At 73.3% G+C, this 12,754-nt stretch carries 8 protein-coding genes; 2 read left to right on the top strand and 6 right to left on the bottom strand.

From position 1 onward, the window contains the following. The 4 genes from AB0C03_RS05900 to AB0C03_RS05885 form a co-directional block, all read right to left on the bottom strand. Positions 1 to 3,714 carry a S8 family serine peptidase gene (locus AB0C03_RS05900; RefSeq protein ID WP_357634761.1) on the bottom strand — a complete coding sequence of 1,238 codons (3,714 nt, stop codon included), beginning with the start codon at positions 3,712 to 3,714 and terminating at the stop codon, positions 1 to 3. A gap of 300 nt (positions 3,715 to 4,014) precedes the next feature. Beyond that, positions 4,015 to 4,623, bottom strand: a complete 609-nt coding sequence (locus tag AB0C03_RS05895) for a bifunctional 4-hydroxy-2-oxoglutarate aldolase/2-dehydro-3-deoxy-phosphogluconate aldolase (protein ID WP_030335564.1) — start codon at positions 4,621 to 4,623, stop codon at positions 4,015 to 4,017. Between the two features lie 67 nt (positions 4,624 to 4,690). Further along, entirely contained in the window at positions 4,691 to 5,716 is a 1,026-nt protein-coding gene (locus AB0C03_RS05890) for a sugar kinase (protein WP_030335563.1), read from the bottom strand. 82 nt (positions 5,717 to 5,798) lie between these two features. Then, the gene (locus AB0C03_RS05885; protein ID WP_357634757.1) at positions 5,799 to 6,659 is read right to left on the bottom strand and encodes a S1 family peptidase; all 861 of its coding nucleotides are present in this window, start codon (positions 6,657 to 6,659) and stop codon (positions 5,799 to 5,801) included. 170 nt (positions 6,660 to 6,829) lie between these two features. On the opposite strand from AB0C03_RS05885, the gene AB0C03_RS05880 reads away from it, so the two are divergent. Together AB0C03_RS05880 and AB0C03_RS05875 are read left to right on the top strand one after the other, a co-directional pair. Next, positions 6,830 to 8,011, top strand: coding sequence for a low temperature requirement protein A (locus tag AB0C03_RS05880; protein WP_357634755.1), 1,182 nt, complete (start codon positions 6,830 to 6,832; stop codon positions 8,009 to 8,011). Between the two features lie 171 nt (positions 8,012 to 8,182). Then, the gene (locus AB0C03_RS05875; protein WP_051708741.1) at positions 8,183 to 9,361 is read left to right on the top strand and encodes a low temperature requirement protein A; all 1,179 of its coding nucleotides are present in this window, start codon (positions 8,183 to 8,185) and stop codon (positions 9,359 to 9,361) included. A gap of 10 nt (positions 9,362 to 9,371) precedes the next feature. Here the strand turns inward: AB0C03_RS05875 and AB0C03_RS05870 are convergent, their stop codons facing one another. After that, complete coding sequence (locus AB0C03_RS05870; RefSeq protein ID WP_030335558.1) at positions 9,372 to 9,944, bottom strand: nucleosidase; 573 nt, start codon at positions 9,942 to 9,944, stop codon at positions 9,372 to 9,374. A 37-nt stretch (positions 9,945 to 9,981) separates the two neighbouring features. Beyond that, complete coding sequence (locus tag AB0C03_RS05865; protein ID WP_357634750.1) at positions 9,982 to 12,672, bottom strand: Hsp70 family protein; 2,691 nt, start codon at positions 12,670 to 12,672, stop codon at positions 9,982 to 9,984. Between the last annotated feature and the right edge of the window lie 82 nt (positions 12,673 to 12,754).

Below are 12,754 nucleotides of genomic sequence, written 5' to 3'. Positions count from 1 at the left end.
TCAGCGCAGGCCGAACGCCCTGGTGATGCGCTGGCTCACGGTGTTGCCGGCGGCGTCGCGCGCGGTGGTGCGCAGGCTCACGAAGCCGGCCGTCGCCGGTGCGGCCAGCGAGGTACGCCAGCCGTCGCCGTGCCGGGTCAGCCGCTGCTTCTGCCAGCTCGCCCCGTCGTCGTAGGACACCTCCACCGTCACCGCGCCGACAGTGCCGCTGACGTCGGGCAGGTGGGAGGCGACCACGGTCAAGGGTGCCCGCCGCGCCGCCCGGCCGGCGGCGTCGATGTCCACCTGGTAGTCCAGCTGGATCATCGGCAGCACCTCGGCCGACTCCTCCCCCGTCACCGCCGAGGTGAAGCCCCACTCGGTGCGGGTCTGCCGGGAGTACGGGTTGCTCCAGGCGGCCCGGTCGTTCTCCACCACCAGCCGGTACGGCAGCCGCTGAGACGCCAGCCCGGAGACCTGGAGGTACTCGGCGTTGCCCCAGTTCAGCTCCTGGTCACCCTGGTAGAGGGTGGTCCGGTTGACCATGTCGTAGTTGGCGTACGCCTCACCGATGTGACCGCCTCCGTCGCCCCACCCGGGTGCGGGCAGGTAGACGGTGTCCAGGTATCGGACCGGCACGTAGCCGCCACCCATCCGGGGTCGCTGGATCGGCCCGAACCAGGTGACGGCGCTCGGCTTGCCCGCCGGGTAGGTCGTCACCGCCTGCAGGTGCTGACCGGTCTCGCCGGCGATGAACGCGTCGTCGATCCACCGCTGGTCGGCGCTCACCCAGTCGGTCCGCCGGCCCTGCGCCGGGGCCGGCTCCTGGTTGCTCGACGCCCAACCGCGCCAGACGTCGGTGCGGAACTCCAACGCCTTGCCCTGCCGGTAGTTGCGGAACTCCACGTCGACCCGGGCCAACTGCCGCTTCGTGGGCCGGTAGGTGGGGTCGGCCGGCACTGTGCCGGACCAGTGGTGCGCCACGTCGTACAGGTAGGTGGTCTCCGGGTGCGACTCGACGGTGAGCCGCACCGCGCCGCGCCGCAGCGCGGCGATGAGCTGCCCACCCTCGTCCGCGCCGAGCGTGGCCACTGTCACCGGGGCCGGGCTCTCCGGGCTCCACGCGAACTCGTCCCAGGGCTGCAGCCGACCGACACCGTCGTTCACCACGAGCAGCAGCTTCGCCCCGGCCGCCGCGGCGGCCCGCGCCTGGGTGGCGATGTCGACGCTGTCACTGCGGCGCACCACCACGGCCCGGTCCCGCACCGGCCGATTGGCCAGCCCCGCCGCCGACGCGTCGGCGACATAGACCGCGTCCAGCTGACGACGACCGGCCGGCAGCGCCGGGGTGGCCCGCTTCACCAACAGATCGTCGTACGAGCGACCGCCCGCCGAGACGGTCAACGCCGGCTGCTCCAGCCGCCACCGGGCGCCGAACTCGAACTCGCCGTCGGTGACCGGACGGCTCGTCGGCAACGCCCACATGCTGTCGTACGAGTCGTCGGGCAGCACCTGACTCTCGGTGAGACCGTTCTTCGTGGACCGGTGGATGTCCATCCGCAGCGCACTGGCGGTGGCCTCCTGCGGTACCCGGGCCTGCACCTGCCGGGCGGCACGCGCGTCCAGGGTGACGGTGCGGTCGGTGTTCAGGTTGACGTCGGTGAAGCTGAGCATCGCCATGCCCTTGGAGTGCGGCCCGTGCACACCGCGCACGTCCGCGGAGATCCAACCGTTCCAGCTCGCCACCGGCAGCCGCAGCGTCGCAGTGCCGCTCTCGGGCAGGTCCACGGCGGTGAACAGGGTGTCGGCGGTGAGGATGACCTTGCCGACGAGCGGCTTGCCGTCCCGGTCCTTGGCGACCAGCGTCAGGTTCTGCCGCTGGCCCTCCTTGCCGGCCCCGATCAGGGTGCGGCCACGCACCGCACCGGCGCCGTCGGTGGCGACGATCATGCCGCTGACCTGCTTCTCCACCGGCAGCTTGTCGTACGCGGCGGTGACCGTCACGGTGGCGGTGCCGCCGGCCGGCACGGTGACCCGGTCGGCGGAGAGCGCGAACAGACCGGTCGGCGCCGTGGCCGCGTCGAGGGCCAGCTTGAGCGCGACCGGCGTGCCGCCGACATTGGTGTAGGTGACGGTGCGGTCGACGGTCATGCCCGGCTGCTGCGGCCACGCCTGGAAGCCGGAGTACGCGCTCGGGGTGGCGAAGACGGTGGCGTGCGCGGCGGCCACCGCGTCGACCCGACCGGCACCCGCCTGGTACGGGGTGTACCCGGGGGTGGCCTTGACCGTGCTGACCAGCGCTTCCTTGATGCGCTGACCGGTCCAGTCCGGGTGCGCGGCGGCGACCAGCGCGGCCGTGCCGGCCACGTGTGGGGTGGCCATCGACGTGCCGCTCATCAGCGTGTAGTCACCGGAGCCGCCCCGCACCAAATGCGAGCGGGCGGCCAGGATGTCCACGCCGGGGGCGGTGATCTCGGGCTTGAGCCCGCCGTCGCCGGCGCGTGGGCCCTGGCTGGAGAAGTCGGCGAGGTGGTCGGTGGCGTCGACGGCGCCGACGGTGAGCGCCGAGTTCGCGGCACCCGGGCTGCCGATCGTGGCCGGGCCGCTGTTGCCGGCGGCGATCACGAAGAGGGCGCCGGTCTCGGCGCTGAGCCGGTCGACCGCCTGGCTCATCGGGTCGCTGCCGTCGGTGGACTCGCCACCCAGGCTCATGCTGACCACCCGGGCCTTCTGCTCCCGGGCCGCCCACTCCATGCCGGCGATGATCCAGGAATCCTGCCCGCTGCCCTCGCTGTTGAGCACCTTGCCGATGTGCAGCCGGGCACCGGGGGCAACACCCCGCTCGGCGCCACCGGACGCGGCGCCGGTGCCGGCGATCGTCGAGGCGACGTGCGTGCCGTGGCCCTTGTAGTCGAGGATGTCGGGCTCCGACGGCACGAAGCTGCTGGACTCGGCGATCTGGCCGAGGAGGTCCGGGTGTTCGGCGTCCGCCCCCGAGTCGAGCACCGCGACGTCGACACCGGCGGCGGTGTTGCCCTCGGCCCACAGCGTCGGCGCGCCGATCTGCGCGGTGGACTCGGCCAGGTCGGCGTGCACCCGGCCGTCCAACCAGACCTTCGCGATGCCGTTGGCCAGGGTCGGGGCGTCGCCCGTACGTCGGGTCGAGCCGGCGGTGAGCGCGGTCCAGAACCGGTCGGCGGTGGCGCGTTGGCGGGTCAGCGCCGCGCCCTGCACGCTGTCCAACGGTCGGACCAGCTCGGCGCCGTCCAGTGCGGGCCGGGTGCGGTTGCGGGCCGCCGCGTCGGTCATCGTGACGATCAGCGGGAGCGCGTCGGTGTGCGCGTCGTCGTAGCCGTCGGCGATGAGGTCGGTGACGTTGAACAGTTGCCGGTCCAGCAGGCCGCTGGTGACGTAGGACAGCGCGGCGTCCGGGTAGACGTAGGTGTCGCCGTCGCGCACGGTGCGGTGGAAGCTCGGGGTGCTGCCGTCCGGTCGGCGCACTGTCGACACCGTGCTGCCGTCCGCCGCGGTGGTGACAGTGACCGTGTCACCGGTGATCAGGGTGACGGTGGACGCGCGCCCGGCGGCGGCCGGGGGCAGGCCCGCCGGGCGGTCGGGGTGGTTCGGCGGGGCGGCGGCCGCTCCCGCGCCGGGTGGGGTGAACCCGGCCGCCAGGGTGAGGGCGGCGCCAAGGGCGATCAGCCCGGATCGGCGACGCCGGTGAGACAGAGCCACGGTGACCTCTTTGTGTCGAGAAGTGGTACGCACCACAGCATCGACGTAACACCCGCCCCGACCGCACCCCCACACCCCGACGCAGTTACGTCATGGCACAAACCCGCCACCCTGCCCCGCCCCGGCCCCCGCCCCGCCCTCGTGCCGTCGATCTTGCACTTTCTGCGCCGACCAAAGCCCTGAATCAGACCCAATCGACAACCACAAGTGCAAGATCGACGGCGGAGGAAGGGGTGGCGAGGGCGGGGCGGGGGGCGGGGGGACGGGGGGACGGGGGGACGGGGGGACGGAGCGGGGGGGTTAGGGGGTGGTGCGGGTCAGCTTGGCGAGGGCGTCCAGTTGGGTGGTGTCGGAGAGGGCGGAGCCGACGGCCACCACGCGGACGCCCGCGTGCAGGAACGGGCCGGCGTTGCCCGCGTCGAGGCCACCGGTGGCGACGAAACGCAACTGCGGCAACGGACCGGCCATGGCCTTGAACCAGGCCGGCCCGAGGGAGATCGCGGGGAACGCCTTGAGCCAGGTGAGGCCGTGCCGCAGTGCCTGCTGGGCCTCGGTGGGGGTGGCCACACCGGGCAGGTGCGGCAGGCCACGCGCGGCGGCGGCGTCGGCGACCGTGAGGTCCAGGCCGGGCGCGACGGTGAACCGGGCGCCCGCGTCGGCCGCCGCGGCGACCTGGTCGACGTCGAGCACGGTGCCGGCACCGACGATCCGGTCGCGTTCGGCCCCCGCCGCGACGGCGGCCCGCAGCGCCGGCACCGCGTCGGCGGTGGCCACCGGAACCTCCACCACGTCGATGCCGAGGTCCCAGGCCCGCTCGGCGAGCCGAACGGTCTCGGCGACCGGAAGGCCGCGCAGGATCGCCATCACCCGGGCGCCGCCGAAGATGTGGTCGAAGTCCGGTGTGGTCATGGAACACTCCATCCGAGGTCGCGGTGACAGTGTTGCTGCTGGCCGGGGCGCCACCCGGCGGCCCGACTCAGGTCGTCGCCCCCAGGTCGGTCAGGTCGAGCGGCGACCAGGCGTCGGCCGGGGCGTCGATCAGCTTCTCGAACCAGGCCCACGGCGGGACCGGGGCGTTGTCGGCGCTGCTGGTCAACGCCTGCGCCGCCATCAGGTGGCCGAGGCGCAACCGCCGCACGGGGTCGAGGCCGCGCAGCAGCCCGGCCAGGTAGCCGGCGGCGAAGGCGTCGCCGGCACCGACCGGCTCCACCACCGTCACCCGGGGAGCGGGCACGAAGACCGGTTCGGCGTCGCGGACCAGCGCGGTGGCGCCGACCGCGCCGTCCTTGACCACCACCGTCTCCGGAGCGGGCAGCACCTCACGCACGGCCGTCGGGTCGGTGACGCCCCAGAGAGTCTCCGCCTCGTCCTGCCCGACGAAGACGAGGTCGCAGCGGTTGGCGAGGTCACGCAGCACCGGCGCGGCCTGCTCGGCGGACCACAACCGGGCACGGTGGTTGACGTCGAAGCTGACCCGTGCCGCCGGCAACGGCCGGTCGGTCACCGCGTGCTCGACAAGCGCCCGGCAGGACGCGGACAGCGCCGGGGTGATCCCGGACAGGTGCAGCACCCGGGCACCGGCCAGCGCCGGGTCGGCCAGCGTGGCCGGGTCCATCCGGGTGGCCGCCGACCCGGCCCGGTAGTAGTGCACGGCGGTCCCCTGCGGGCCCGGGTCCTTGACGTACAGGCCGGTGGGGGCGGCCGGGTCCACGCACACCTGGTCGACGCGGACACCGGCGGCGGCGACGTGCCGCACGACAGCCCGACCGAAGGGGTCGTCGCCGACCCGGCTCACCCAGGTCGTCAGGTGTCCCAGGCGGGCCAGGTAACCGGCCACGTTGGACTCGGCGCCGCCGACCGAGACGGCGACCCGCTCGGCGTGCTCCAGCGGCTCGCCCGGCGCGGGGCAGAGCACCACCATCGTCTCCCCCACCGCGGCCACCTCCACCGACGGGTAGCCGGCCGGCACACTCGCCTGGTCAGGTCGGGGGTCGGTCGGCATCGGGCACACGTCCTCGCGGCGGGGTGCTGGGCGTCGCCGAGCCTAGGTGTCGCGCGCGGGACGGGCAAGCGGTGTCCCGCGGTCAGGGCAGCGTCAGGCCGTACGTGGCCAGCACCTCCGCGATCGGCTGGTAGTAGGTGGTGCCGCCGGCCGTGCAGTTGCCGGTGCCGCCGGAGAGGATGCCGAGGATGGTGCCGGTGGCGGCCACGTAGAGCGGTCCGCCGCTGTCCCCCGGCTCGGCGCAGATGTTGGTGCGGATCAGGCCGTAGATCACGCCGGTGGCGTAGTTGACGGTCTGGTTGAGACCGGTGACCGTGCCGCAGCGCACCCCGGTGGTGCTGCCGCTGCGGCACACCGCCTGACCGATGTACGCGTTGCCGGGGCCGTTGATGGTCAGCAGGCCGGGGTAGGTGTAGACGGCGCTCGGGTGGGCGATCCGACCGGTGTAGCGGATCAGCCCGTAGTCGTTGGTGGGGTAACTGGTGGCGGTGCGGGTGCCGAGCACGGTGCTCTGGGCGCTGTCGGCGTACCAGGTGGCGGCAGCCGCGGTGCAGTGCCCGGCGGTGATCACGTAGTAGGTGCTGCCGCTGCGTGCGTTCGCGCCGAGCGAGCAGCGCGCGCCGCCGCCGTAGATGCCCTGCCCGCCGGCGATCAGCGGGCGCAGCGTTCCGGGTTCACGGCGCAGCAGCGCGCCGGCCCGATCGGCCACCGTCCGCAGTGCGCGCAGGTCGCGGGGGGTCACGGTGTCGTCGACGGTGAGGGTCATCCGGCCGGTGGCGGGGTCGAGGCCCCAGGCGGTGCCCGCGGTGCGTACCCCGCTCAGCAGGGCCGCCGGGTCGGTGGTGGGCGCGGCGGCCCGGTCGGGGACGGCGGCCTGCGCCGCGCCGGGTGCGAGGAGCAGCAGGATGGTCAGGGCGAGGGCGGCCAGTGGGGAGCGACGCATCCGAACCTCCGAAGAGATCGAGATTGATGGATGCAGTGCAGCATCGCGCGACGCTCGCACCGTGGCAAGCTCCGCCCGCCCTCTTCCCCGACCAGCGGGAATCACCGATCCGGAGGACGGCCCGTGCCAGGGCACCGATAATCCTCGGGAGACGCGGCGGGAGGCCAGGCATGACCACCGAAGGGAATGCGACGCTGGTACGCCGGCTGGACGGGTCGACCCGGGCCACGCTGCTGGAGCTGCTCTTCGACGTGGTCTTCGTGGCCGCCCTCGCCCTGACGTCGAAACTGTTTTCCGAAGAGCTCTCGTGGGCCGGCGGCGCCAAGCTGCTGCTGATGCTGACCGCCGTCTGGTGGACGTGGTCGGTCACCGCGACCACCACCGAGTTCTACGATCCGCAGCAACGCCCGATCCAGGCCATCCTGATGCTTGCGATGGTCGGGTCGGTGGCGATGGCGGCATCGCTGCCGATGGTCACCATCGGGCACCAACTGCTCTTCGTGGCCTCGTACGTCGGCACGCACGTCATTCGCTGCATCATCCTGGTCACCGCCCTGCACCGGCAGCGGCACCAGACGGCCAGGGAGCGGGCCACCCGGTTTCTCTTCTGGTTCACGGTGTCCAGCGTCTTCTGGATCACCGGCGCGCTGTCAGAAACTCCGAACTGGGCGCTCTGGGGGATCGCCATAACGATCGACCTGGTCGCCGGGGCGGCCCGCTACCCCACGCCCCGGCTGGGCAAGGTGCCACTCACCCAGTACGGCCGGACCACCGAGCACCTCGGCGAGCGGTACCAGCAGTTCATCATCCTGGCCCTCGGCGACATCATCCTGGTGCCGACGCTGCAGGTCAGCCGGGGCCATCTCGACCACCTCCGGCTCGCCTCCCTGCTCTGCGCCTTCGCCGTCATGCTGCTGCTCTGGCAGATCTACGTCTTCCGCGCTGGCGAGTTGTTGGTGGCAGCCGGGTCCAAGGGGAGCCGCGCCACCCGGTTGGCCCCGTTCACCCATCTGGTCATGCTGGCCGGCGTGGTCAGCACTGCCGCCACGTTCGACCTGGTCGTCAGCAGGCCGACCGGAACGACGCCGGTGCCGTGGCTCGTGCTGATCATCACCGGCCCAACGCTGTTCGTGGTCGGTCGCGTGCTGTTCACCATGGCGGTGTCGTGGGTCATGCCGTGGCGGCGCGTCGCCTGGCAACTGCTGCCGCTGCTGGTGCTGCCGTGGGCCGGCGGCTGGCCGCCGTTGCTGGTGGCCTCGATCGTGGCGCTCGGGTTGGCCGGTCACATCCTGATTCCCGGAGCGGCACGGGAGACCACACCGGGCCTGTGGACGCGCAAGCCCGACGAATGACGGCGCGCCATCGACCGACGTGCCCACCGGCGCCTCGGCGAGGTCCCGGGCGCGGGCGTCCGCCGTGCCAACCTCCGGGCGTCCCTCGGTGAGCGGCGGGAATCGCCGATCCGGGGACGAGCCGTGTCGACACCGCCGATAATTTTCGGAAGAAACGGCGGGAGGCCCGGCATGACCACCGGAGGCACCGGGGCGCTGGTACGCCGTCCGGACGGGTCGACCCGGGCCACACTGCTGGAGCTGCTCTTCGACGTGGTCTTCGTGGCCTCGCTCGCACTAACCTCGACCCTGCTCGCGGAACGCCACACCTGGTCCACCGCCACGATGGTCCTGCTGATGCTGACCGCGATCTGGTGGACCTGGTCGGTCACCGCCACCACCACCGAGTTCTACGACCCGCAGCAGCGTCCCATCCAGGCCATCCTGATGGTCGCCATGGTCGGGTCGGTGGGGATGGGCGCGTCGCTGCCCAAGATCGCCAGCGGGCACGCGCTGGTCTTCGCCGTCGCGTACGTCGGCACGCACGTGATTCGCGGCTTCATCCTGATCACCAGCCTGCACCAACAGCGGCACCGGTTGGCCGAGATCCGCGCCACCCGGTTCCTGTTCTGGTTCCTGGTGTCCGGCGTCTTCTGGATCGCCGGCGCGCTGTTCGACACGGTGAACTGGACCCTCTGGAGCATCGCCATCGCGATCGACCTGGTCTCCGCGGCGGCCCGCTACCCCACGCCCGGGCTGGGCCGGGTGCCCTTCGACCAGTACGAGCGGACCACCGCTCATCTGGGCGAGCGGTACCAGCAGTTCGTCATCCTGGCCCTCGGCGACATCATCCTGGTGCCCACCCTGCAGGTGAGTCGGGGAGAGTTCACCGGGCTCCGGGTCGCCGCGCTGTTCTGCGCGTTCGCGGTCATGCTGCTGCTCTGGCAGATCTACGTCTTTCGCGCCGGCGAACTGCTGGAGGCCGGGGCGAGGGCTGGCCGCCCGGCACGGGTGGCGCCGTACACCCATCTGGTGATGTTGGCCGGGGTGGTCGGCACGGCGGCCTCGTTCGACCTGGTCGTCGCCCGGCCGACCGGTACGACACCGGTGGGATGGCTGCTACTGATCATGGGCGGTCCGGCCCTGTTCGTGATCGGCCGCGTCCTGTTCACCCTGCTGGTGTCCATGCTCGTGCCGTGGCGGCGAATGCTCTGCCTCATCCTCCCGCTGCTGACGCTGCCGTGGGCCGGCCGCTGGCCACCGCTGCTGGTCACCACGAGCGTCGCGCTCGGGCTGGCGGCGCACATCCTGCTGCCCGGAGCCGCCCGGGAGACCACGCCGGGCCTGCGGGTGCGGCAACCCGACGACTGACCCGGCACGCTCAGCCGACGTGTCGAGCGGCCCACTCGGCGAGGTCGCGGGCGCACGCGTCCACCGACTCCTGCCAGGTCCGGGCCGCGCCCTCCCCCGCCTCGTCGCTGACCTGCTTGACCAGCCGGCACGGCACACCGGCCTGCGCGGCGGCCCAGGCCACCGCGTACCCCTCCATGTCGACCAGGTCGGCGCGCTGCGCCAACCGGTCCCGCTGCTCGTCGTCGGCCACGAAGGTGTCACCGGTGGCCAGCACCGCGCCCTCGGCGGCCAGCGACAGCGGCGCCCCGTACGTCTCGCCGGTGAGCGTGCGCAGCAGCTCGGTGTCCAGGTCGTGCTGGAGGACGGTGGCGATCTCGTGGATGCCGGCCAACCCGGGACGCAACGCCCCGGCCGTACCCAGGTTGAGCAGCAGGGCCGGGCGCGGCCCGGCGGCCAGCACCGCGGCCACCGCGCTGGCGGCGTTCACCTTGCCCATGCCGGTGAGCAGGACCGGCAGCTCGGGCGGCAGGTAGCGGGCCTCCTCCCCGACGGCGAGCACCACCAACGGACGATCGGCGCGGACCGTACCTCGAAGATTCACCGGAGCATCGTACGAGCCGGCCGGTGGGGCGCTGACGTCAGTCGGTGGTGAAGCGGTACAGCACGAAGTCCTTCTCCGCGCCACAGGCGATCAGGTGGGTGTTCCACGAGCAGGACGAGCTGCGTACGTCCTGCAGCTCGCCCAACTCGTCGACCTTCCCGGACTCGGCCCACACGCCGGCCAGCACCCGGTTGGCCACCACCACGCTGGGCGCCTTGGCGAAGACCAGCAGGTTGCCCTCGTCGAGGCGGACCGCCACCCCGCCCCGGTCCCGCAGCACCGGCTTGCCGGCGGCGTCGAAGATGGTGACGCTCGGCTCCGGGGACTCCCGTTGGGCGAGCAGTTGCTCACCCAACGGGACCAGGCCGGTCACGCCCGGCGCCGACCACTGGATCGCACGCTCACCCTCGGTGGCCGCCACCACCTCGGTGCGCGTGGCGTCACTGTTGGGCACCTGCACCAGGCAGGCCCGTCGGGGACCGCAGGCGACCAGCTCCGTCGGGCGGTACTCGTCGTTCCCGGAGCGGTGCAGCACCACCGGTTCGGCGTCGGAACCCAGGTCGTAGGCGAGCAGCTGGTAGCCGCCCTCGTTGGCGGCCACGTACAGGCGGTCCTCGTGGGCGACCACCAGGTCGTCGAGGTCGGCGACGCTGCCCCACTGGCGCAGCACCGCGCCGGATGCCATGTCGAGCAGCCGCACCGACCGGTCCGCGCCCACCTGCACGAGTCGCCGCCCCTTGCCCGTCCACGGGTCGCGGGGCGTGCCGTCGAGGAAGGCCGGTCCGCCCGCCGCCGCGTCGGTGCCCACCGGCCGGACCACGGTACGGCCACCGGCGTACCGGTCGCGGGGGTTGGCTCGGGTCCACTTCGTCGCGCCGTCGGTCAGGCGCAGGCCGACCAGTTCGTCAGCGGCCCGGTCGACCAGCACCGCCGTGTCGTCGGCGACGTAGACGTCGTCGTCGCCACGGAGAACGCGCTGCCAGCGCTGCTCGCCGGTCCGACCGTCGAGGACGGCCATCGGTCGGGGGGTGCTGTCGCCGGGCGCGTCGGCGAGGACCACGACCGCCCCGGGGACGGCGATGACCGCCTCCCAGTCGTCGGCGCGCACGTCGGTCTGCTCGCGCCACACCTCGCGACCGGTGCCCGCGTCGACGGCCACCACCTCCAGCCGGTCGTCGGGCAGCGGGAACGCGAGGTAGGCCCGATCGTCGAGCACCGCCGTCCACATGTCGGTCGGACGTTCGGCGCCGGCCGAGAGCCGGGACAGTTCGCGCAGCGAGGCGAACTCCAGGTCCGGGTAGCGGTCCCGGGTCAGGTAGAGCGTCGCCGCGGTGGCCACCCCGGCCACCGCCAGCACCGCGCCGAGCACCACCCAGCGTGCCCGCCGCCAGCGGGTCCCGCCGCCGCTCGAGGTCGGGGTCGCGCCGGCCAGGCCCGGCCCGGGGGGCGGGCCCACCGGCGGGGTGGATCCCGGCCAGGGCTGCGACGGTGCGACCGGCGCGGGTGCTGCGGCCGGGGCGGGCGGGCTCACCGGAGCTGGCGCGGGTGGGGCCACTGGTGGTCCCGCGTACGCCGGGGCGGGTAGCGGCTTGCGCAGTGGCAGGTCGGTCAGGGCACCCTCGGCCACCGGCAACTCGGGCTGGTCCAGCACCGTCGGCGCGATCCCCAGCTCGGCGTGCAGCATCCGGGCCACCAGCGGGATCCGCGACGACCCGCCCACGATGAACAGCCCGGCGAGCTGGTCGGGGCGCAGACCGGCGGCGGCGATGACCTCCCGGGCCCGCTGCACCGCCCGCCGCAGCAGCGGCGTGGCCACCCGTTCGACGTCCGCCCGGGTCAGCTGGATCGGCTCGGCCACTCCCGGCACCGCGACCGGCGCGACAACGGACCGGGACAGGGTCTCCTTCGCGCCTCGTACCTCGTCCCAGAGCCGGATCTGGTCGCGGCGCTGCGCCGGATCCGCCGGTCGGGTGAGCCGGGCCCACTGCGCGGCGTGCCGCTCACCGACCAGCTCACCGACCCGCCGTACCAGCGCGGCGTCGAGGTCCAGGCCGCCCAGGTCGGGCAGGCCGCCGTCGGCGACCACGCTGAAGCCGGAGTCGCCCCAGGGGTCCGCGCCCTCGTTGCGCAGCACCGCGACGTCGAGCGTCCCGCCACCGAAGTCGAACACCGCGATGGCCCCGCCGACCGGCACCGGACGGTGCAGCACCTGCGTGTAGTAGCGGGCGGCGGCCACCGGCTCCCGCAGCAAACGGGTGCCCGGCGGGGTCGGCCCGGCGAGGGTGTGCTCGGCCGCCTGCGGCCAACCCGCCCGCAGCAGCGCGTCGGCGAGGACCTGCCGCCGCGTCGCGTCCCAGGCGGCCGGGCAGGTGACCACGGCCGGGGGCAGGAAGCCCACCGCGCCCACCGCGGCCCGCGCGACCGACGCCAGCACCGCGGCGAGCAGCTCGGCCGGCGGGTACGCGTTGTCGCCGAGCCGCACGGTCGGCTCGTCCACCCGACGCTTCGGGTTCGCCTCGAACCGGCCCGGGTCGGTCTGCGCCAACCGGCGGGCGTCCCAGCCGCTGTGCAGGGTGCCGTCCTGGTCGGCGTAGACGGCGGACGGACTGAGTGGTTGACCGTCCATCAGCAGCGGACGGGTCCGCCCGTCCGGCCAGCGCAGCACCGCGACCGTGTTGGACGTACCGAGGTCGACACCGAGTGCGAAACCCTCGTGCTGGCCTGCCATTGCCCGATACCTCCGCCGCGACGAGGGGAACTCGATCCCGCATCGTACGCAGCCCCCGCAGCGGTGCTGATCACTCGGTCAG

This window comes from Micromonospora parva (assembly GCF_040649675.1).
Lineage (GTDB): Bacteria > Actinomycetota > Actinomycetes > Mycobacteriales > Micromonosporaceae > Micromonospora > Micromonospora parva.
Note: the sequence above shows the minus strand (reverse complement) of the source record. Positions and strands in the feature narration are given on the sequence as shown.